This is a genomic window from Alteromonas sp. 76-1, assembly GCF_900654235.1.
Lineage (GTDB): Bacteria > Pseudomonadota > Gammaproteobacteria > Enterobacterales > Alteromonadaceae > Alteromonas > Alteromonas naphthalenivorans.
Genome location: NZ_LR136958.1, coordinates 4078477 through 4100325, shown reverse-complemented (window position 1 = coordinate 4100325; position 21849 = coordinate 4078477). Strand labels below are relative to the sequence as shown.

General features: G+C 43.8%; 16 protein-coding genes. 13 read left to right on the top strand and 3 right to left on the bottom strand.

Features of this window, described 5'->3' with window-relative positions; translation table 11 throughout:
• Positions 1 to 123: 123 nt before the first annotated feature.
• Complete coding sequence (locus ALT761_RS17350) at positions 124 to 807, top strand: type 1 glutamine amidotransferase domain-containing protein (protein ID WP_129740138.1); 684 nt, start codon at positions 124 to 126, stop codon at positions 805 to 807.
• A gap of 176 nt (positions 808 to 983) precedes the next feature.
• Here ALT761_RS17350 and ALT761_RS17345 read toward each other — a convergent pair whose 3' ends face one another.
• Positions 984 to 3584 carry a TonB-dependent receptor gene (locus tag ALT761_RS17345; protein ID WP_129740137.1) on the bottom strand — a complete coding sequence of 867 codons (2601 nt, stop codon included), beginning with the start codon at positions 3582 to 3584 and terminating at the stop codon, positions 984 to 986.
• An 862-nt stretch (positions 3585 to 4446) separates the two neighbouring features.
• Complete coding sequence (gene argR / locus ALT761_RS17340; RefSeq protein WP_013782583.1) at positions 4447 to 4911, bottom strand: transcriptional regulator ArgR; 465 nt, start codon at positions 4909 to 4911, stop codon at positions 4447 to 4449.
• A 239-nt stretch (positions 4912 to 5150) separates the two neighbouring features.
• Between argR and mdh the strand changes: the two genes are divergently transcribed.
• Both mdh and katG read left to right on the top strand, forming a co-directional pair.
• Complete coding sequence (mdh, locus tag ALT761_RS17335; protein WP_129740136.1) at positions 5151 to 6089, top strand: malate dehydrogenase; 939 nt, start codon at positions 5151 to 5153, stop codon at positions 6087 to 6089.
• Between the two features lie 664 nt (positions 6090 to 6753).
• Complete coding sequence (gene katG, locus ALT761_RS17330) at positions 6754 to 8943, top strand: catalase/peroxidase HPI (RefSeq protein WP_129740135.1); 2190 nt, start codon at positions 6754 to 6756, stop codon at positions 8941 to 8943.
• Between the two features lie 105 nt (positions 8944 to 9048).
• On the opposite strand, the gene ppc is transcribed toward katG, so the two are convergent.
• Complete coding sequence (gene ppc, locus ALT761_RS17325) at positions 9049 to 11670, bottom strand: phosphoenolpyruvate carboxylase (RefSeq protein WP_129740134.1); 2622 nt, start codon at positions 11668 to 11670, stop codon at positions 9049 to 9051.
• A gap of 233 nt (positions 11671 to 11903) precedes the next feature.
• Here ppc and ALT761_RS17320 point away from each other — a divergent pair, with 233 nt between their 5' ends.
• The 10 genes from ALT761_RS17320 (at position 11904) to nqrM (ending at position 21711) form a co-directional block, all read left to right on the top strand.
• The gene (locus ALT761_RS17320; protein WP_013782588.1) at positions 11904 to 12524 is read left to right on the top strand and encodes an FKBP-type peptidyl-prolyl cis-trans isomerase; all 621 of its coding nucleotides are present in this window, start codon (positions 11904 to 11906) and stop codon (positions 12522 to 12524) included.
• A 383-nt stretch (positions 12525 to 12907) separates the two neighbouring features.
• Positions 12908 to 14086, top strand: a complete 1179-nt coding sequence (gene fabV, locus ALT761_RS17315) for an enoyl-ACP reductase FabV (RefSeq protein ID WP_129740133.1) — start codon at positions 12908 to 12910, stop codon at positions 14084 to 14086.
• A 475-nt stretch (positions 14087 to 14561) separates the two neighbouring features.
• Positions 14562 to 15902, top strand: a complete 1341-nt coding sequence (locus tag ALT761_RS17310; RefSeq protein WP_129740690.1) for a Na(+)-translocating NADH-quinone reductase subunit A — start codon at positions 14562 to 14564, stop codon at positions 15900 to 15902.
• A 2-nt stretch (positions 15903 to 15904) separates the two neighbouring features.
• Positions 15905 to 17107, top strand: coding sequence for an NADH:ubiquinone reductase (Na(+)-transporting) subunit B (locus ALT761_RS17305; RefSeq protein WP_013782591.1), 1203 nt, complete (start codon positions 15905 to 15907; stop codon positions 17105 to 17107).
• Complete coding sequence (locus tag ALT761_RS17300) at positions 17097 to 17861, top strand: Na(+)-translocating NADH-quinone reductase subunit C (protein ID WP_013782592.1); 765 nt, start codon at positions 17097 to 17099, stop codon at positions 17859 to 17861. Before ALT761_RS17305 ends, ALT761_RS17300 begins: the two co-directional genes overlap by 11 nt.
• Positions 17862 to 17871: 10 nt before the next feature.
• Complete coding sequence (locus tag ALT761_RS17295) at positions 17872 to 18504, top strand: NADH:ubiquinone reductase (Na(+)-transporting) subunit D (RefSeq protein ID WP_129740132.1); 633 nt, start codon at positions 17872 to 17874, stop codon at positions 18502 to 18504.
• A gap of 3 nt (positions 18505 to 18507) precedes the next feature.
• On the top strand, positions 18508 to 19116 hold the full coding sequence (gene nqrE, locus ALT761_RS17290; RefSeq protein ID WP_013782594.1) for an NADH:ubiquinone reductase (Na(+)-transporting) subunit E: 609 nt from the start codon (positions 18508 to 18510) through the stop codon (positions 19114 to 19116).
• A gap of 20 nt (positions 19117 to 19136) precedes the next feature.
• The gene (gene nqrF / locus ALT761_RS17285; protein ID WP_013782595.1) at positions 19137 to 20369 is read left to right on the top strand and encodes an NADH:ubiquinone reductase (Na(+)-transporting) subunit F; all 1233 of its coding nucleotides are present in this window, start codon (positions 19137 to 19139) and stop codon (positions 20367 to 20369) included.
• Positions 20370 to 20435: 66 nt separating this feature from the next.
• A complete protein-coding gene (locus tag ALT761_RS17280; RefSeq protein ID WP_013782596.1) occupies positions 20436 to 21467 on the top strand; it encodes an FAD:protein FMN transferase in 1032 nt (343 codons plus the stop codon).
• 10 nt (positions 21468 to 21477) lie between these two features.
• Positions 21478 to 21711 carry a (Na+)-NQR maturation NqrM gene (nqrM, locus tag ALT761_RS17275; RefSeq protein ID WP_013782597.1) on the top strand — a complete coding sequence of 78 codons (234 nt, stop codon included), beginning with the start codon at positions 21478 to 21480 and terminating at the stop codon, positions 21709 to 21711.
• Positions 21712 to 21849: the final 138 nt, after the last annotated feature.

The following is a 21849-nucleotide window of genomic DNA, read 5'->3' as shown; positions in this document are numbered from 1 at the left end:
CATTTTTTTTTCTTGCAAATCAACTTCTCCTAATGTTTCTCATCGCATTCCCTGCCTTTTTCTGATCTAACTATTACTGCCATACGAACGAATAACTAAATGAATTGTTCACATGGAGAACTTATGTCGAAACATATATTAATGGTAATGACCTCACATGAATTGTTAGGTGATACAGGCAAGAAAACAGGAATGTGGCTGGAAGAGTTCGCTTCACCGTACTATGCGTTCAAAGATGCGGGATATACCATCACCTTAGCTTCGCCTATGGGCGGTCAAGTGCCAATCGACCCAAACAGCTTGGCAGATGATGCCATGACCGACGATGCTATCCGTTACACGAAAGATGAGGTTGCAAGAAGCGCAATGTCCTCCACTATTGTATTGGAAGATGTTCGTGCAGATGAATTTGATGCCGTGTTCTATCCGGGCGGCCACGGTCCGCTATGGGACTTATCTGACAATACTCACTCCACAATGCTAATCGAAGACATGGTGAAAGCACAGAAGCCTGTAGGTGCTGTGTGCCATGCTCCCATCATACTTAAAGAAGTAAAACGCGCCGATGGTGAATTTTTTATTAACGGCAAAACCGTTACTGGCTTTTCAAACAGTGAAGAAGACGCAATGGGGTTAACCGACGTTGTGCCTTATTTAGTGGAAGACGCGCTTATCAGTAAAGGTGGTAAGTATGAAAGTACAGAGGACTTTGGCGTTAAAGTGTGTGTTGATGGTCTGTTGGTAACCGGACAGAATCCAGCATCATCTGGACCTGCAGCAGAAGCGCTTATTAAGGTACTTTCGTAGAGTACTTCAAGCACTTACACTACTCACTTTGCCCGTGTTGTCTAATTGACAGCTGGTATAAGGGGTTTATAAAGCGTTAATGTTTACGTAAATAAGAAAACGCCGCAGGCTGTGTTTTATCTCAAACAGATTAGAGATAGAGCATAGGAAATGCGGCGTTTTTTATAAGTTAAATGTTAGAAGCTCGCTTGAACGTTGAAGCTCATAGTACGACCTAATGGGTCATACAAAGAGTCATCATATCCGCGCCATTCGCCCGGTGCATACTCTTCAAGTTCATCGGTAATGTTGGCAATTCCGGCAGAAACTTTAACATTATCGTTCACATGATATGAAACCGTCACATTATGCTTAAAATAGTTGTCGGCATAATCGTAGTAATCGTAATAGGTTTCACCATTGGCGCCGATGAATAGCGTTCTCCAAGATGCAGTCCACTTATCACCGTCGGTCCAATCTACCGTCAAGTTAGCGCGGTTATCAGGATAGAATAATTCGCCCGCCCACTCAGTGCCTTCTTCTTCGTAACTAAATACATGCGAATACTCAAGGTTGACACCAAAATCACCAATTTCAGTGGCTAGATCGTAGTTCGCGGTAATATCAAAACCGTTGGTTTTTACTTCTGAGTAGTTTGTGTAGCCAGAGGTAATTGATGTAATTTTACCATCGCTATCACGAACGATACTGCTAGATGTACCATCTAAGTCAGCGGCAATTAGGTCATCTACATCAATATCTTCGATTTTATTTTCATAGTCATATTGGTAGTAGGACACTTCTAATGATAAATCTTCAGTGACATCGTAAACCACACCTAGTGTAAGCGACTCTGAGTTTTCTGGACTGAGGTCTGGATTACCACCGTAATAGGTTAAGTGTTGCTGACCTGATGAGCAGTAACTGTCGTCGCTACCAGGGTTACCTAATGTATCGCAGTAATAGGTATCGTATGCGCTTGGGAAGCCGTAAGAGATGGTCGCGAACATTTCACTCATTGTCGGTGTGCGGAAAGCTTCTCCCCAGCTAGCACGAAGCAAAAGTGAATCAGACGGACGCCAGCTAATACCTAGCTTAGGTACGGTATCTGAGAACTCAGAGGTTGAAATACTTGCACCCGTATCACCTTCAAGCTCGTACCCGTCATAACGAAGTGCAGCAGATACTTCCACTTCATGGGGTAGTTCGATGGCAAACTCAGTATAGTAAGACTGTCGCTCACGAGTCGCATACACGTCGTCACCACCCGAACCGCCTGAAATAATACCCAAACCCGATTCAGGGTCAGATATCTGCTCAAAATCAAGGTAAGAGTACTCAGCGCCAAAAACAGCACTCACTGTCATGAAGTTATTCGAGAAAACTTCGCCAGAAATGCTGCCGTCAATAATGTCACGCATCTGTGTAGACTGGTAGGTGCCAGTGTGATCAGCGCTTGCTAAAAGCTCGGCGTTATAGCTAGCCCAATCGTCGCTACTTAAGCCTTGAACGTTAAATAAATCCAACTGTTCAGTATCAATTAAATCTTGTACAACCGTGTCGTTAACTAAGTTGTAATTGAATACCTCTTCTTTAGCAGACGTTCGTTGGTAATAAACTTGCCAATCCCATTCATTGCCACCAATTTCGGTATAGCCTTCAAGGCCCGTCACCATTTCAAAGGTGGTTTTTTCAGTTTTAGTGTCACGCGTTCCTAAGCTAGAGGTACGGAAATAGACAGAACCATCTTGGGCATAAGGGTTCATTGCATTATCGGCGTCGATAGTCAGCGAAGATGTAGATACTGGGGTAGCAGCATAACGGGTGTCTGTAGATGTCTGTAGCGCTGAGAAGCGTGTAATAAGTTGCAAGTTTTCTGCTAACTCGTACTCGATTTTAGTCATTAAAGAGTTTTTCTCAGATGCACCATAGAGCCAAGTAGTATTTCCGTAATAATAACCACAACGATCAGATTCAATTGATGTGTCAGCAACATCACCGCACAAATCTTCGTTATAAAGAAACGCACCTGCATCTGCATCATAGAAATTGGCAACAGGGCTGTAGGTTGAATAGCTATCTAATGCATAGTCACCTGATACAGCGACATCACTAACTTCTTGGGTGTTTTCATGCTCAGCAATGAAGACAATGCTGCCTTTGTCGCTTGTGACACCAGCAGAAAAATTATACTTGCTAGAGTTGCCACCATCAGCACCAGGATCTTCAAAGCTATAACCTACATTCACGCCATCGAACTGTTTTTTGGTAATAATGTTAATTACACCTGCAACGGCATCTGAACCGTAAATGGCCGATGCGCCATCGCGAAGAATTTCAATGCGCTCAACAATCGACATCGGGATCATCGACATGTCAGAAGATGAGCCACCGTCGTATCCTAAACCTGGTAGGCGACGGCCGTCCATTAGAACTAGCGTTGCGCCTGCACCCAGACCACGCAAGTTTACTTCACTAGAAGCTGATGCACCGCTACCATAACCAGATTGACCACGAAACGAACCAAAGGTGTTAATTGAAGAGTTACGTAACACTTGGGCAACTGATGTATCACCAGATAACGCGATAGATTCAGCAGTAATAACAGTAACGGGAGATACTGACTCTAAATCCACTCGTTTAATCCGAGAGCCAGTAACTTGAATTTTTTCTACAGGTTCAGCTGAATTTTCGTCATCTGATTGTGCAAAGGCCATTGGCGCGGCTAACAAGCTAGCGGATCCTGCCAGTAATAATCCGCGCTTCACAGCAGTGCTGAGTTTATTGGTGTCAAACATTTTAATTCCCCTTGTCGAAGGTGATTACAAGTTGTAATTACAAAGACGTTTATTAGTTTTTATTTTGATCAGATGTTTTCTGTCGGGAGAATTAAGCACTTCGTCGTGCTATTTGGCAATTTACAAAGTGTATAATTTGTTCTATTTAGACCTAATTTACTTTATTTATACGCAGGGTGATGAAACCTTTACGGTTCTATACATTGGTAAAATAAATATTATATTATTCTCATTTGATGTTGATTGAAAAGTACAAATAGGGATTAGATAAAATAGAAATTAAGAGTAAGGCAAGAGTGTAAATAGTGTGCAGGTTTGGTGTAGGCTTAGCGCAGTTATAGTGTACAAACGGTGCAGGTGTAGCGAGGTTTTTATGCGGTTACAGCGTAGTTAAAAACCGTATGAACTAAAAGTGTGGCAAGTCGTTTGAATATATATGACAACATGAAATAGCGTTTTTAATTAGAATTAATAACAGTGGTATTGTTGTGGTTCTTAGAATGTATGTACTGATTAAGAAAAATTTTTTAATAGAGGTAGGTGAGATTTTACTAATTTAATTATTAATCATTAAATTTGATTTTGGTTGTTTTTTGTTGGGGTTTATCTCTTTTTCTTATTTTATTTTTAGTTTTCGAATTCTTTACTTTTCTTTTCTTACTCTTTTCTAAGTCTATGGTAATTTAAATGCACAGCTACCAAGTTGTTTTGTATCTCCCTGGTACAAATTCTTTACCGCCATACTTTTATGGCGGTTTTTTTTTTGCGCTTAAAAAAGTTCGCTCAGAAAACTACTGTGCTTGATGCTAGCCGATGATCGACTTTTAGTCGTTTATACGACGGAAAATAGAAAAGGGGCGGGCTATACGTTCTCGAATAAATCTTCTACACGTTGACGCAACTCTTCAATAAGTGTCACATCGGCAGGGGCGATAAAAATAGTGTCGTCACCAGCAATGGTACCTAACACACCATCTTTTTTGCTTAATGAGTCAAGTAAGCGAGCAATAAGTTGCGCTGCACCTGGGCTGGTACGAATAATCACCATCACATTATTATGCACAATGTCGAGAACAAGCTGCTTTAACGGGCTTTTCGCGGTAGGCATACCCAGTTCTGGCGGCAGGCAGTACACCATATCGCCGCGGGCATTGCGGGTACGTACCGCGCCAAACTTACTTAGCATGCGGGAAATTTTAGATTGACTGATATTGTCATGACCTTGAGTTTTAAGGGCATCCACTATTTCACCTTGGGATCCATAGCTTTCCGCTTTTAAAATTTCTTTAAAGGCTTTAATCAGTTGCTCTTGTTTTGCGTTGGCCATAGCGTCCTGCACATTAGTTAGCGGTAATAAGTTAAATGATCATTAACGATTTATCATATATTGTGCCTTACAGGTGACCTTTGCGCAATTTAATTGCATAATCATGCATGATAGTGAATATCGACGTAAAATTGCCTTAAATGGCCGTATTAAGACCATCAGATGATTGAGTTTTCCCCCGCGTTGCATTAGTGTGACGTTCCGTTTAAATACGTGAGTAATCCCATAGGAGAAATGGTATGAAAGTAGCCGTGTTAGGTGCTGCCGGTGGTATTGGCCAAGCGCTGTCTTTGTTGTTAAAAACACAATTGCCAGCTGGTTCTGAGCTAGCGCTTTACGATGTAGCGCCAGTTGTTCCTGGTGTAGCTGTTGATTTGAGCCACATCCCAACTGCAGTAAAAGTAACCGGTCACGGTAAAGATGACCTAGCTGGTGCATTAACAGGTACAGACGTTGTTCTTATCCCTGCTGGTGTTCCGCGTAAGCCGGGCATGGATCGTTCAGACTTGTTCAACATTAACGCTGGTATTGTTAAGAACCTTATTGAAGGTGTTGCTGACAATTGTCCAGATGCTTGTGTTGGTATTATTACTAACCCAGTTAACACAACAGTGGCAATTGCTGCTGAAACGCTTAAAGCGAAAGGTGTTTATAACAAGAACAAATTGTTCGGTGTTACTACCCTTGACGTAATTCGCGCTGAGACTTTTGTTGCTGAGCTTAAAGACGTAGACGTTGCTTCTGTACACGTACCGGTAATCGGTGGTCACTCAGGCACAACTATCCTTCCTTTGCTTTCGCAAGTTGAAGGTGTTGAGTTCTCTGATGATGAAGTTTCAAGCCTAACAACTCGTATCCAAAATGCAGGTACTGAAGTTGTTGAAGCTAAAGCTGGCGGCGGTTCTGCAACCCTATCTATGGGTCAAGCAGCTGCACGTTTCTGCTTATCATTGGTTGCAGCAATGCAAGGTGAGAACGTGGTTGAATACACTTACGTTCAAACTGACGACAGCGACGATGCTGCATTCTTCGCTCACCCTGTTCGCCTTGGCGCAAACGGTGTTGAAGAAATTTTGCCATACGGCGAGCTTAGCGCATTTGAAGAAAAAGCGAAAAACGATATGCTTGAAGGCCTTCGTGGCGACATCAAGCTAGGCGTAGATTTCGTAACTGGCTAAGGCTAAGAATATGGGAGCGCTGCTCCCATGTATAAGGCAGGATTAGTAAGCTCTACACAAACACGCCGAGTATCCATCCATGGAGGCTTGGCAGCAGCATCCATGCTGCTGACAGTTTGTTACGAGCTTACTAATCCTGCCTTTTTGTTTGTGGCGTTTGCATAATGGCCAAGCACTAAATAGCCTTGCTGGATAATAACCAGCCGTAACTACATCCATGTAGGCTCCGCCACCGCATCCTTGGCAAAGGAGGGGCTACTATTTAATTTCAAACCGTATACCTACCAACACCTACTCATCGCACTCAATAAAAAATTCTTTTTGTAAGACAGCATCCATGCTGCTGACAGTTTGTTGCGAGCTTACTAATCCTGCCTTTTGTTTATTGCAGCTACATATTTTAAAAAATGAGAAAAAAGTTACAGAAAAATTGTGAATTTTGACTAGGCTGTTTCTAGGTGGTTTAAGCAGTAATGTTGGTGAATAGAGGCTGCAATTAATTGGTCCAATTTGACTAGGTTAAGTTGACTCTAATCGTTAAACCTATTCATCAGCATCGAAAAAACTCACTGTAATAACTATCATCTAATAACTAGAATTAAATAATACTAATCAATAGATAGAATTGATGAAATCCTTTGTCGAACAGCAAGAGGTAACAAATATGAGTAACGCTAAGCTTGGCGATGTAAATGAGTCTGAAAGAAAGTGTCCCGTTATGCACGGTGGCCTTACAGCGACCGGCAGCACTAATATGGATTGGTGGCCTGAAGCACTAAATCTAGATATTTTGCATCAGCACGATACCAAAACAAATCCGATGGGCGACGACTTTGATTATCGCGAAGCCGTAAAGTCACTTGATTTCGATGAATTGAAAAAAGACATGATAGCGCTGATGACTGACTCTCAGTCTTGGTGGCCGGCTGATTGGGGTCATTATGGTGGCCTAATGATCAGAATGTCGTGGCACGCTGCCGGTTCGTATCGTATTGCTGATGGTCGTGGTGGAGCATCTACCGGAAACCAACGTTTTGCGCCACTAAACTCATGGCCGGATAACGTTAACCTTGATAAAGCACGCCGCTTATTGTGGCCAATTAAGAAGAAATACGGCAACAAGCTTAGCTGGGCCGATCTTCTAGTATTTGCTGGTACCGTTGCTTATGAAAGCATGGGGCTTAAAACTTATGGCTTTGCGTTTGGTCGGGAAGACATTTGGCATCCTGAAAAGGACACTTACTGGGGCGCTGAGAAAGAATGGCTAGCACCTAGTGATGAGCGTTACGACGACGTTGAAACGCCAGAAACAATGGAAAATCCATTAGCAGCGGTTCAAATGGGGCTAATTTACGTTAACCCTGAAGGGGTGAATGGCAAACCTGATCCGCTTAAAACTGCCTTACATGTTCGTGAAACCTTTGCCCGTATGGCGATGAACGATGAAGAAACCGTTGCGCTTACCGCAGGTGGTCACACCGTGGGTAAATGCCATGGTAACGGACGTGCGGAAAACTTAGGTCCTGATCCAGAAGGCGCTGATATTGCCGAGCAGGGGTTAGGCTGGATGAACCACGAATCACGTGGAATAGGTCGCGATACCGTATCAAGTGGTATTGAAGGGGCTTGGACGACTAACCCTACTCAATGGGATAACGGTTACTTTGAATTGTTACTTAACTACGACTGGGAGTTGAAAAAATCACCAGCGGGCGCAGAGCAATGGGAGCCTATTAACATTAAAGAGGAAGACAAACCTGTTGATGTTGAAGACCCGTCAAAACGTTATAACCCTATTATGACTGATGCAGATATGGCCATGAAAATGGACCCAATCTACCGTGAAATTTCTGAGAAGTTTTACAACAACCCAGACTACTTCAGTGAAGTATTTGCTAAAGCATGGTTTAAACTGACTCACCGTGATTTGGGGCCAAAAGTACGTTATATCGGTCCTGAAGTGCCACAAGAAACACTTATTTGGCAAGATCCTGTACCTGCAGGTAGTACGTCCTACGATGTAGATGCATTGAAAGCCAGTATCGCTGCGTCAGACCTTACCGTAAGTGAAATGGTATCGACTGCATGGGACAGTGCTAGAACCTTCCGTGGTTCTGACTTACGTGGTGGTGCTAATGGTGCACGCATTCAATTAGCGCCTCAGAAAGACTGGGAAGCTAATGAACCGGAAAAGCTAGCTAAGGTATTGTCGGTGTTGAAACCGCTTGCAGAAGCAGCTGGTGCCAGTCTAGCTGACACCATTGTGTTAGCAGGAAATGTGGGTGTAGAGAAGGCTATAGAAGCGGCAGGGTTCAGCGTTGATGTTCCGTTTGCAGCAGGTCGTGGTGATGCTACTGATGATATGACGGATGCTGATTCTTTTGCACCGTTAGAGCCGCAGGCCGATGGTTTCAGGAACTACTTGCCGAAAGACTACGTGGTTAAACCAGAGGAACTGTTGTTAGACAAAGCTCAGTTACTTGGGTTAACGGCTGCAGAGATGACGGTGTTAGTAGGTGGAATGCGTGTAATGGGCACGAATTACCAAAGCACTGCACATGGCGTGTTTACAGGTAGTGCTGGCTCACTAACGAATGACTTTTTCACGACTATTACCGACATGCAATACACGTGGAAGCCCACTAGTAAAAGCACTTACGGCATTGTAGATAGAGTGTCCGGTGAGCAAGTTTATTCAGCCACTCGTGTTGACTTGGTCTTCGGTTCGAACTCTATATTACGTTCTTACGCTGAGGTTTATGCGCAAGACGATAATAAAGAGAAGTTCGTTAAAGACTTTGTTAGTGCTTGGACTAAAGTGATGAATGCCGATCGCTTTGAATTACAGGCTTAATAATTAGTTTGTAATGTAATCTCATTAAAAAGCCCGCTTTAAGCGGGCTTTTTTATTTGTGCTATTTAATCAAATAGCGTGATTATTTACCTGTCAAGATAGGTATTAACCAGTATTTCGCATACCCGTAGCAATACCTGTGATGGTAACCATCATGGCACGCTCTAGTGCGGTATTTTGTGCATCATCACCTGCTTTACGAATTCTATCTAGCAATTCGATTTGTAGGTAATGTAGCGGCTGCAAATACGCGGCACGAATTTCCATCGACTCTTTTCCGAGTGGATCAGCTTTCATGATGTCGTTTTCGCCAGTGAGTTCAAGCAATGAAGCAATACTCTCTTTGAGTTCTTCACGAAGGGCTGCACCAAAATGTTTAAGCTCTTCTGGTACCAAGCGCTCATCGTAGGCTTCACTAATACGAGGATCCGCTTTATGGAATACCATGTCCAGCATCGAAAGACGTGAACGATAGAAAGGCCATTCAGCGAACATTTCATTCACGACTTTTTCATTTTCGGCATTCTTCACGCTATCGATAGCGCGCATTACACCCAACCATGACGGCAAGACTAGACGAGTTTGCGCCCATGCAAATATCCAAGGGATTGCACGAAGGCTTTCAATACCACCTTGTGGTTTACGCTTAGAAGGTCGGCTGCCTAGCGGTAACTTACCAAGCTCTTGTTCAGGTGTAGCTACGCGGAAGTAGGGTACAAAATCTTCGTCATGACGCACAGTAGCACGGTAGTTGTCACGCCCTTGACCCGCCATAGTAGAGATCAACTCTCGCCACTCTTCCTTTGGTGCTGGGGGTGGGAACAACATAGCTTCAATTATCGCGCTGGCATAAATGCCCAAGCTACGTTTAGCCAGTTTAGGCATACCAAACTTATAACGAATAGTTTCGCCCTGTTCAGTAACGCGGAATCCACCTTCCAATGAGCCAGGAGGCTGCGAGTAAATCGCTGCGTGGGCAGGTAAGCCGCCTCGGCCAATTGTACCGCCACGACCGTGGAATAAAGTAAGCGAACAATTAAATTCTTCGGCAATAGCTACTAGTGCTTCTTGAGATTGATACTGAGCCCAACCTGCCGCTAGTGCGCCGGCATCTTTGGCTGAATCTGAATAACCAATCATCACGAACTGACGGCCTTTCACATAGCCACGATACCAGTCGATAGAAAGCAATTTGCGCATAACACTTGGCGAGTTGTTTAAATCGTCTAGCGTTTCAAATAAAGGTGCTACAGGCATCGGCCAATCAACACCGCTTTCTTTAAGCAGCAATTGAACCGCAAGTACGTCTGATGGCTCACTTGCCATCGAAATAATGTAAATACCAAAGCCGTGTTTACTATGTTTAGCAATGACTTTGCATGTCTCAAGTACTTCCTTCACATCGTCAGATGCGCCCCATTGTGCAGGGAATAGGGGGCGTTTCGAGCCAAGTTCACGTAGCAAGAAGGCTTGTTTATCTTCTTCGCTCCACTGAGAGTAATCACCCAGGCCAAGGTAGCGGGTCAGTTCGCTAAATACATCGGCGTGACGTTCTGAATCTTGGCGCACATCTAAGCGAAGTAAGTGGATACCGAACACATGTGCACGGCGAATGGAATCTAGCAATAAGCCTTTAGCGACTACGTCCATACCGCAGTCTATAAGTGACTGGTGGCAAAGCAATAGTGCTTCTAACAGTTCGTCGTTGCTTTCAATCCAGTTAGACGTATCTGGGTTTTTACCTGCTAAATAACTAGCAATACCATCTCGGGTAGCGATAAAACGGTCAAGCAATGGGCGAAGTAGAGCGCGGTAAGGTTCGTTCGCATCACCTACTTTTTCGCGCAATGCGTCATTGCAGTCGTACATAGACAACTCAACTTGCAAGCGGTCTAAATCTAATGCGAAAAGTTTCGCGGCACGTTTACGCGCTAACAATAGTACTTGCTCGGTAACTTTTGAGGTTACAAATGGGTTACCGTCGCGGTCACCGCCCATCCAAGAACTAAATTGTACCGGTGAAGCATCTAGCGGAAGCGACACACTGTAATCTTCCTGTAGGCGGCCATCTAGCTCGCGCAAGAAATCAGGAACGGCTTCCCACAGTGAGTTTTCAATAACTGAAAATCCCCAGCGAGCTTCATCTACAGGGGTAGGGCGTACAGAGCGAATTTCTTCTGTATGCCAAGCCTGACTAATTAAATCAGCAACGCGGGTTTCAACTTTACTTCTGTCTGCGCCAGTTAGCGATTCTTGATGAACCTCTTGTAAGCAGTCAGCTAGTTCTTTGTGTTTATGAATAAGAGTACGACGGGTTACTTCAGTCGGGTGGGCCGTTAACACTAAATCGATGTTTAACTTGCCCACAGCTTCTTGCACTTTATCAGCCGTGAGTTCGGCTTTGTCTAGATGCTTAAACAGTGCATCAATAGACGCGTCAACGTTCATTGCGCTGTTATATTCCTGCTCAGCAATATTTCCTAGATTTAGAAACTGTGCGAAAGCACGACCCACCGTCAGCAAGTCGCTGTCGGTCATCGTTTTGAAAGTTTCTTTCAGTTCGTCACTGCAATTCGTGTCGCCCTGATAAGACGCTCGGCCGTCTTTTCGAATCTTCTCAATGCGATCAAGCCATTCTTGGCCTAATTGGTTTTTGATGGTTTCACCTAGCGTTTTGCCAAGGTATCTAACTGTATCTTTTAGTTCAGCATCGTAATGAGTGTGCATGCTATCCTCCCAATTATATGGCCTTCACCATACTAAGTACTTAACAAGTTGTAAAACCACTTTGCGTTATAATTTACAATAAATCGTTCCATTTGCACCTATCTATTTAATGCTCAAAGCAAGATAAATTCTGGTGTGCTACACTCTGGCACCGGAAAATGCAGAAACATATTCGTGAAACGCGGTTTGTTTGAAATTTGTACTGCATTTGTAATTTAATTTCAGGAGTTCTTGTGACTGATACATTCAACACAGTAGAAACCCAAGCAAGTTACGGCATTGGTTTTCAAATGGGTCAACAATTGCAATCTAATCCTTTCGAAGGTATGGCGATTGACGCAGTAGTGGCAGGTTTAAAAGATGCTTTCGCGGGTCAAGCTCCGCAGGTTGATAACGACGCACTACGTGATGCATTCGGCGAAATCCATAAGCGTATGCAAGCTGAGAAAGAAGAAGCAAGCAAAGCGGTTATCGAAGAAGGCGTTAAGTTCCTTGAAGAGAACGCAAAGCGTGAAGAAGTTCAAGTGACTGAGTCTGGCCTACAATACGAAGTATTGGCTGAAGGCGATGGCGAAACGCCAACTGCAGATAGCACGGTTCGTGTTCATTACCACGGCACACTTACTTCAGGTGACGTTTTTGACAGCTCTTACGATCGTGGTCAACCGGCTGAATTCCCAGTTGGCGGCGTGATCAGAGGCTGGACTGAAGCACTACAGCTTATGAAAGTTGGTGCTAAGCTGCGTTTATACGTACCACACGATCTTGCGTACGGTGAGCAAGGTGCTGGTGCAGCAATCGCACCTTACAGCACGTTAATTTTTGATGTTGAATTACTTGATATCTTAGGTTAATTCACTCAAGAAGGTGAGCTCTTGTGGGGGCTCGCCTTTTATTCATTGCTCATTCAACGTAACACTTCATAATTCACAATTAACTTGTCTCGTCTCTACCTACGTTATTTTCAGTTCTTAACGTCGCTTTACCCTCGCTTTTACATTAACTTCTAGCGTAATACTCGTTATTCACTTTTGTTTTCGTATACATCACATAGCGTTCCAAGATATTCTTTCGGTATAGACGTTAAAAACAGTTTTCGAACTAAGCTACCCGTTTGTACATGTGTATCTTTCTGATGGATAAGGTGTTCGGCGCTTATATCGATATCATCTGCTCCGAGTTGTTATAAGCCTTTGCACGTTTACAATAGGCGCACGCATAAAAAAGGAAAATGATTATGGTTATCAAGCCTAAAGTGAGAGGCTTCATCTGCACAAACGCACATCCTGTGGGTTGTGCAAAGTCAGTAGAACAACAAATTGCCTATATTGAAGAAAAAGGCAACTTAGGTGATGGCCCTAAAAACGTGCTAGTGATTGGTAGCTCAACCGGTTACGGATTGGCATCGCGTATTACTTCTGCATTTGGTTATGGTGCAAAAACCCTTGGCGTTTGCTTCGAAAAAGCGCCTTCAGAACGCAAAACTGGCACTGCAGGTTGGTACAATACTGCCGCCTTCCATCAGCAGGCTGCTAAAAAAGGGCTTTACGCTGAAACTATCAACGGTGATGCGTTTTCTGACGAAATTAAAGCGCAAACAATCGATAAGATTAAAGCCAATATGGGCAAGGTCGACCTTGTGATTTATAGCTTGGCGTCACCGCGTAGAACCGATCCAGATACGGGCGTGGTCTATAAATCTACGCTTAAACCTGTGGGGCGTGAGTACACCACCAAAACGTACGATACCGACAAAGATAAAGTGCATGATGTTACGCTAGAAGCGGCAAACGACGACGAAATCTTAAACACCATTAAAGTGATGGGCGGAGAAGATTGGGAGCGTTGGATGGATCAACTTGGCGAAGCTGGCGTACTTGCTGAAGGTTGCAAAACCACAGCGTATACTTATATCGGCAAAGCCCTAACCTGGCCTATCTATGGTCAAGCGACCATCGGAAAAGCAAAAGAAGACTTAGACAGAGCTGCCGCGGCTATCATTGGTAAAAATACCGAATTACTTGTTGAAGCGAATGTAAGTTCGTTGAAAGCCTTGGTCACACAAGCCAGTTCTGCTATTCCGGTTATGCCGCTTTATATCTCGTTAATGCAGGAAGTGATGAAGCGCGATGGCACCCATGAAGGCTGTATTGAACAAATACATGGTTTGTTCTCAACTTGCCTATTTGGTGATACACCCACATTAGATGAGGCAAACCGCTATCGCATGGACGGCATTGAAACCAATGACGTTACGCAAGCTAAAATTCAAGCTTTGTGGGACAAAGTGACCCAAGAGAACTTTCATGAACTAAGCGATTACGCTGGTTATCACCACGAATTCTTAAAACTGTTTGGTTTTGATCTTGAAGGTGTTGATTACGAACAGGATATTGACCCGCTCGTGAAATGGTAAAGGTTTACTATACTTAAATAAGCCTAATATTGAGTAGAGCCGTCGAATAGACGGCTTTTTCGTTGTTTACTTACCACTTAAACGTAAATGGGGTTTACATTAAATTATAGAAAAGTTGCTCTTTATCTATGATTTGCGTGGCACAAACCGCTCGGTTAATGCTAAAATCCCGAAATTAAGTAGGGGTCTATTCTGCTTCTACTCAACAACAGCGTTAATTGCAGTAATACAACAACAAAAATAAGTGTAAATTTTCACTGTTGGTCTATAAAAGAAAAGACGTATAACGTCGCTTATACATTTGGAATGTAAGTTACGGCTTCATAACAGGCTGACCGTAACAGTAAGTAAATTCCGTCAATCTAAATATTAAAGGTGTTCTACACCTTAACAATAGTACGCTTTTGCATGCTGATAAGCAGGATTGTCTGCGGTCATGCAAAAGAGTATTTCTATTAGAGTAGTGCGATTACATATGATAAAAATCAAGAAAGGTCTCGACCTCCCAATAGAGGGAGCGCCGAAGCAGGAGATCGCTGAAGGGTCTGCTGTTTCACGCGTTGCCATTCTGGGAGAAGAATATGTGGGTATGCGTCCTACCATGCACGTCCAAGTTGGCGATGTAGTGAAAAAAGGCCAGATGCTTTTTGAAGACAAAAAGAATCCTGGCGTTAAGTTCACTGCTCCAGCTGCGGGCGAAGTGGTAGAGGTAAACCGTGGTGCAAGGCGTGTTTTGCAATCAGTAGTCGTTAAGGTTAATGGCAGTGATGCTGTTAGCTTTGATAAAATTGCTGCAGACAAAATCGCAAGTACTGAGCGGGAGCAACTCCAATCAATCCTTGTTGAGTCAGGTATGTGGACAGCGTTACGTACGCGTCCATTTAGCAAATCTCCAGCCCTTGACTCGGTACCAAATTCAATCTTTGTTACAGCAATGGACACCAATCCGCTAGCCGCGGACCCAGCGGTGATTATTGCTGAGCGCAACGATGACTTCTTAAACGGCTTAAAAGCGTTAACGCAGTTAAGTGGCGGCAAAGTTTACGTTTGTAAAGCTGCAGGCTCATCAGTAGCCACTGGCGATGCCGCAGTAGACGTAGAAGAATTCGGTGGACCACACCCAGCTGGCTTAGCAGGCACACATATCCATTATTTGGATTCTGCTGGTTTGAATAAAACGGTTTGGCACATTAGCTACCAAGATGTAATGGCCTTTGGCGCATTGCTTACCACTGGTGAGCTAGATGCCCGTCGTGTTATTGCTATTGGTGGACCATCTGCTAAAAACCCTCGCCTAGTTCGTACCACTATCGGTGCTGATTTAGAAGAGTTGCTAGCAAACGAACAACAAGACGGTGACGTACGTGTGGTTTCAGGTTCCGTATTAAACGGCGTAACCGCACAAGGTGTTCACGGCTTCCTAGGTCGTTTCCACACCCAAGTATCACTGCTTAAAGAAGGTCGCGAGAAGAAATTCCTTGGTTGGATCACGCCTGGTTCAGACAAGCATTCCGTCACGCGCGCTTATCTTGGTCACTTAGGTGGCAGCAAGAAGTTTGATATGACAACAACAACCAATGGCTCTGAGCGCTCGATGGTGCCAATTGGTAATTACGAACGCGTTATGCCCCTAGATATCATCCCTACGCTTTTGCTTAGAGATCTGATTTCTGGTGATTGTGACAGTGCTCAGACATTGGGTTGTTTAGAGTTGGACGAAGAAGATTTGGCATTGTGTACCTATGTATGCCCTGGCAAATACAACTACGGCCCGATTTTACGCGACTGTTTGACCACGATTGAGAAAGAGGGTTAGTCATGGGTTTAAAAGCGTATTTAGAAAAGATTGAACCGAACTTTGAGCCAGGTGGAAAGCACGAAAAATGGTATGCACTGTATGAAGCAGCGGCAACTATTTTCTATACTCCTGGTAAAGTAAACAAAGCTAACACGCACGTGCGTGACAGCATTGACCTTAAACGCATCATGATTTTGGTGTGGTTAGCAACATTTCCAGCAATGTTCTTCGGTATGTACAACATTGGTTTCCAAGCGCAAGAAGCTATTGCTGCTGGTGCCGGTACACTGCCTGATACATGGCAAGCAGGATTATTCACTGCCTTAGGCGGAGACTTAGCGAATTCTGGTTTGCTAGGCATGTTCTTCTACGGTGCCTGTTTCTGGTTACCTATCTATGCAGTTACCTTTATTGTTGGTGGCTTCTGGGAAGTACTATTTGCTTCGGTACGTAAGCACGAAGTTAACGAAGGTTTCTTCGTTACCTCGGTACTTTTCGCATTAACATTACCGGCAACTATTCCGCTTTGGCAGGTTGCATTAGGTATTACCTTTGGTGTGGTTATCGCGAAAGAAGTCTTCGGTGGAACTGGCCGTAACTTCCTTAACCCTGCATTGTCTGGTCGTGCGTTCTTATACTTCGCCTATCCTGCACAAATCTCTGGTGACCAAGTTTGGGTTGCTGCTGATGGGTACTCAGGTGCAACATCATTAAGCCAAGCGGCTTCAGGCGCGCTTGATTACGCCAATATGGACCTTTGGTTTGATAGCTTTTTCGGAACTATCGCAGGTTCTGCGGGTGAAGTTTCGGCATTAGCTATCTTAATTGGTGGCTTGTTCATTATGTACATGCGTATTGCAAGCTGGCGAATTGTTGCTGGTGTAGCAATCGGGGTAGCCGTGTTTGCCACCTTGCTGAATATGATTGGTAGCGATACCAACTACATGTTTGCTATGCCTGCATATTGGCACTTTGTTATTGGTGGTCTTGCCTTTGGTATGTTCTTTATGGCGACAGACCCTGTGTCTGCATCGTTTACCAACCAAGGTAAGTGGGCATACGGTATTTTCATCGGCTTTATGACAGTACTTGTACGTGTGCTAAACCCAGCCTTCCCAGAAGGTGTAATGTTGGCCATTCTTTTTGCCAACCTTTGGGCGCCACTGTTCGACTATTTCGTCGCACAAAGTAATATCAAGCGGAGGGTAGCTCGTGTCGGCTAAAAAAGAATCTTTAGGAAAAACGATTGGCGTTGTAGTTGCCGTTTGTCTTGTGTGTTCAATTGTTGTATCTGGCGCCGCTGTAGGCTTGCGCTCGTTACAACAAACTAATGCGTCGCTTGATAAAAAGAGCAACATCTTGAACGCAGCAGGGCTTTACGAAACAGGCATGACGGGTAAAGCAATCGAAAGTACATATAGCGAAAAGATTGAATCTCGCTATGTTGATTTGGAAAGCGGTGAGTTTGTTGAAGCACCAGAGCCAGATTACGATATGTATAAAGCAGCCAAGCAAACTGAGTACAGCACAAAAGTGACTAGCAGCAACGTTGGCTTCCAACGTCGCCCTAATGTTGCCAGTGTTTATTTGGTACGTGACGAAGCTGGCGATGTATCTCGCATTATCTTGCCTGTGCACGGTAGTGGTCTATGGGATCTTATGTACGGTTTTCTTGCCCTTGACGCCGATGGCGAAACAGTTCGTGAGTTGATTTACTATCAACAAAAAGAAACACCTGGACTAGGTGGCGAAGTGCAAAACCCAGCGTGGCAGGACAAATGGGATGGAAAGAAACTATTTGAAGATGGCGAAGTGGCTATCCGCGTAGTTAAAAATGCAAACCCAAGCAATCCACACACTATTGATGCGCTTTCAGGTGCTACCCTAACCAGTAAAGGTGTTGAAAACACTATTCAATACTGGGTAGGCGAGCAAGGCTTCGGCCAGTTCCTGAAGACTCAGGCATGGCGTTCATAAGGGGAGTCTCATGGCAGATACTAAAGAAATGAAAAAGGCCCTCTTTGGGCCAATTATGGACAACAACCCTATCGCCTTACAGGTTCTGGGTATTTGTTCAGCACTGGCTATTACCACTAAGCTAGAAACAGCCTTGGTAATGTCTTTAGCGCTAACTACGGTTGTCGCGTTCTCGAACTTGTTTATTTCAATGATTCGTAACCAGATACCATCAAGCGTTCGTATCATCATCCAAATGACTATCATTGCGTCGTTGGTAATCGTAGTTGACCAAATATTGAAGGCTTATTCGTACGAAATTTCGAAGCAGTTGTCGGTATTCGTTGGTTTGATTATTACTAACTGTATCGTAATGGGTCGTGCTGAAGCCTATGCAATGAAGAGCCCACCTCTGATGAGCTTTTTAGATGGTATTGGTAACGGTTTGGGTTACTCATTCGTATTGATTGTTATTGGTACAATTAAAGAGCTATTTGGTTTCGGTACTATTTTAGGTTTCGAAATTCTTCCTTTAGTTCAAAACGGTGGTTGGTATCAGGGTAATGGTTTGTTAATCCTACCATTTAGCTCATTCTTCTTAATCGGCGGTATGATTTGGGTTATCCGTACCCTTCGTTCCGAGCAAGTAGAGCCTAAGGAGTAAGTCATGGAACATTATTTGTCGTTATTTGTTCGCTCAATTTTTGTTGAGAACATGGCGTTATCACTTTTCTTAGGTATGTGTACCTTCTTGGCGGTATCGAAGAAAGTTAAAACTGCTATGGGTCTTGGTGTTGCGGTAATCGTAGTGCTGGGTATTTCTGTACCGGTTAACCAAATCATTTATGTGAACATTCTTGCACCAGGTGCACTAGCTTGGGCTGGTTTCCCTGATGCAGATTTAAGCTTCCTGAATTTCTTAACCTTTATCGGCGTTATCGCGGCATTGGTTCAAATTTTGGAAATGAGCTTAGACAAGTTTTTCCCTGCGCTTTATAACGCGCTTGGTATCTTCCTTCCGCTAATTACGGTTAACTGCGCTATCTTCGGTGGTGTGGCATTCGCGGTACAACGTGAATACAACTTGACCGAAAGTGTTGTTTACGGCGTAGGAAGTGGTATGGGTTGGGCAATCGCAATTGTGCTTTTGGCCGCTGTACGTGAAAAGCTTAAATATGCCGATATGCCTGATGGTATTCGTGGTCTGGGCTCTGTGTTCATGATTGCGGGTCTTATGGCACTTGGCTTCCAGTCATTCACTGGTATTCAGCTGTAATCGAGCTCGGGAGCATATAAATGAATCAAGTAGAAATTTTCCTAGGCGTCGGCATGTTTATTGCCATTGTATTGGCGCTAGTATTTATCATCATGTTTGCTAAGTCGAAGCTGGTACCAAGCGGTGATGTAACTATCACCATTAATGGCGACCCAGACAAAGCAATTAAAACTGAGCCAGGCGGCAAGCTTCTTGGTGCACTAGCCGATGCAGGGTACTTCGTATCTTCAGCATGTGGTGGCGGTGGTTCATGTGGTCAGTGTCGTGTAGACGTACATTCAGGTGGTGGTGAAATTCTTCCAACTGAACTTGATCACATCACTAAAGGTGAAGCTCGTGAAGGCTGTCGTTTGTCATGTCAGGTTGCGATTAAGCAAGACATGGAAATCGAACTTGAAGAGTCAGTATTTGGTGTTAAAAAGTGGGATTGTGAAGTTATTTCTAACGATAACAAAGCCACTTTCATCAAAGAACTTAAGCTTCAGATTCCTAACGGTGAAAGCGTACCTTTCCGTGCTGGTGGTTATATTCAAATTGAAGCCCCTGCGCACCATGTTAAGTACAAAGAGTTTGAAATCCCAGATGAGTATCGTGGTGATTGGGAACGCTTTGGCTTCTTCGATATCGAATCTAAGGTAGATGAAGAAACTATTCGTGCTTACTCAATGGCTAACTACCCGGAAGAAGAAGGTATTATTATGTTGAACGTGCGTATCGCTACGCCGCCACCTAATAACCTAAGTCTACCTGCTGGTAAAATGTCATCGTACATCTGGAGCCTTAAAGAAGGCGACAAAGCGACAATCTCTGGTCCATTTGGTGAGTTCTTTGCTAAAGAAACCGAGAACGAAATGGTATTCGTCGGTGGTGGAGCTGGTATGGCACCAATGCGCTCACATATCTTCGACCAACTTCGTCGCTTAAAATCAGATCGTAAGATGAGCTTCTGGTACGGTGCACGTTCACTTCGTGAAATGTTCTATACAGAAGACTTTGATGAGTTAGCTGCAGAAAATGACAACTTCAAATGGCATGTTGCCCTTTCAGATCCTCAACCTGAGGACAACTGGGAAGGTTACACTGGGTTCATTCACCAAGTTCTTCTTGAGAACTATTTGAAAGACCACCCTGCGCCAGAAGATTGTGAGTTCTACATGTGTGGACCACCTATGATGAACGCAGCCGTTATCAACATGTTGAAAGAACTAGGTGTTGAAGACGAAAATATAATGCTTGATGACTTCGGTGGTTAATCCGAAATCAATTAAGTAAGAAAGGGGGCGAGAGCCCCCTTTTTGTTTAGTTAAAGGACCATAAACGTGATTCGATTTTTTGCACGTATAGCGTTAGCTATTATCGCTATCAGTATTCTAATGATAGCAAGTTGCAGCGACAAACCGCTTGCAGTAGCGCATCTGCAAGGCCAGACCATGGGCACGACTTATAATGTTAAGTATGTGCTTGCGGAAGGTGAAAAAGAAGTTGAAGGCTTGCAGGAAGAGATTGATGCAGAGCTCGTTAATATTAATAAATTAATGTCTACCTATGACACTACGTCTGAGTTATCTCGATTTAACCAATATCGTTATTCTGATAACTTCGAGGTGTCTAAAGAGACATTAACGGTAGTTAACGAAGCTCTGCGGTTGGCTCGTTTGAGTGACGGCGTGCTAGATGTTACGGTTGGGCCTTTGGTCAATTTGTGGGGTTTTGGACCTAATAAACGGCCTGAAAAAGTGCCAACCCAAGCCGATATCGATGCTGTACGAGATTATGTAGGCTATGAGAAATTATCTACTACGCCAACCGGTCTTATGAAGGCAAACCCTATGCTTTACGTTGATTTATCAACAATTGCAAAGGGTTATGGTGTTGATGAAGTCGCAGCCATTTTAGATGCTCATAACTTGCAGCATTACCTTGTAGAAATTGGTGGTGAAATGCGGGTTAAAGGCGAACGCGGCGATGGCAGTGAATGGCTAATTGCGATTGAAAAGCCGGTAACGACAGAACGCGCGGTACAAAAAGTGGTATCTATAGGGACTAATGCCATAGCGACATCGGGTGATTATCGTAACTATTACGAAGAAGATGGGAAACGCTACTCTCACTTAATTGACCCGAATACCGGCTCGCCGATAACCCATGATTTAGTGTCGGTTACGGTAGTCAATCCATCTTCAATGATTGCTGATGGTTTAGCCACAGCGTTTAATGTAATGGGGTGGGAACGAGCAATTAACCTTGCAGAGCAAGAACAACTTGCTGTATTCCTCATTCGTCGCACAGCAGATGGATTTGAAGAGTATGCCACGCCAGAATTTGATAAACTGGTAACAGTAAATAACTAAGGAGTAGGCTATGTCTACGTTTATTTTAGCATTCGGTTTCTTCCTCACTATGGTACTCGCCATGGCTGTTGGCTACTTGGTGCAGCGCAAAACTATCTCAGGTAGTTGCGGTGGACTAGGCGCATTAGGAATCGCGAAAGCCTGTGATTGCCCAGAGCCTTGCGATCGCAAAAAATCTCGTATGGAAAAAGAAGAAGCGAGAGAAAAGAAATTGAATGAATGGAAACAGAATCAGATCCTTTAATCTGATCTTGTCGCTTTTTGTTAAGTCATAAAAAATACGCAAAAGCGCCACAATGTATAAATTCAGATGCGCGGTAAGTTAAAACTTACCGCGCTTTTTTTATCTTTGATTTACTATTTGTGCAATAAGTATTCGCTC

Coding starts and splice junctions, on each gene's coding strand:
- ALT761_RS17295 (WP_129740132.1), top strand. CDS start 17,872: ATGGCAGATACTAAAGAAATGAAAAAGGCCCTCTTTGGGCCAATTATG.
- ALT761_RS17345 (WP_129740137.1), bottom strand. CDS start 3,584: ATGTTTGACACCAATAAACTCAGCACTGCTGTGAAGCGCGGATTATTA.
- katG (WP_129740135.1), top strand. CDS start 6,754: ATGAGTAACGCTAAGCTTGGCGATGTAAATGAGTCTGAAAGAAAGTGT.
- ALT761_RS17350 (WP_129740138.1), top strand. CDS start 124: ATGTCGAAACATATATTAATGGTAATGACCTCACATGAATTGTTAGGT.
- mdh (WP_129740136.1), top strand. CDS start 5,151: ATGAAAGTAGCCGTGTTAGGTGCTGCCGGTGGTATTGGCCAAGCGCTG.
- ppc (WP_129740134.1), bottom strand. CDS start 11,670: ATGCACACTCATTACGATGCTGAACTAAAAGATACAGTTAGATACCTT.
- nqrM (WP_013782597.1), top strand. CDS start 21,478: ATGTCTACGTTTATTTTAGCATTCGGTTTCTTCCTCACTATGGTACTC.
- fabV (WP_129740133.1), top strand. CDS start 12,908: ATGGTTATCAAGCCTAAAGTGAGAGGCTTCATCTGCACAAACGCACAT.
- nqrF (WP_013782595.1), top strand. CDS start 19,137: ATGAATCAAGTAGAAATTTTCCTAGGCGTCGGCATGTTTATTGCCATT.
- argR (WP_013782583.1), bottom strand. CDS start 4,911: ATGGCCAACGCAAAACAAGAGCAACTGATTAAAGCCTTTAAAGAAATT.
- nqrE (WP_013782594.1), top strand. CDS start 18,508: ATGGAACATTATTTGTCGTTATTTGTTCGCTCAATTTTTGTTGAGAAC.
- ALT761_RS17310 (WP_129740690.1), top strand. CDS start 14,562: ATGATAAAAATCAAGAAAGGTCTCGACCTCCCAATAGAGGGAGCGCCG.
- ALT761_RS17305 (WP_013782591.1), top strand. CDS start 15,905: ATGGGTTTAAAAGCGTATTTAGAAAAGATTGAACCGAACTTTGAGCCA.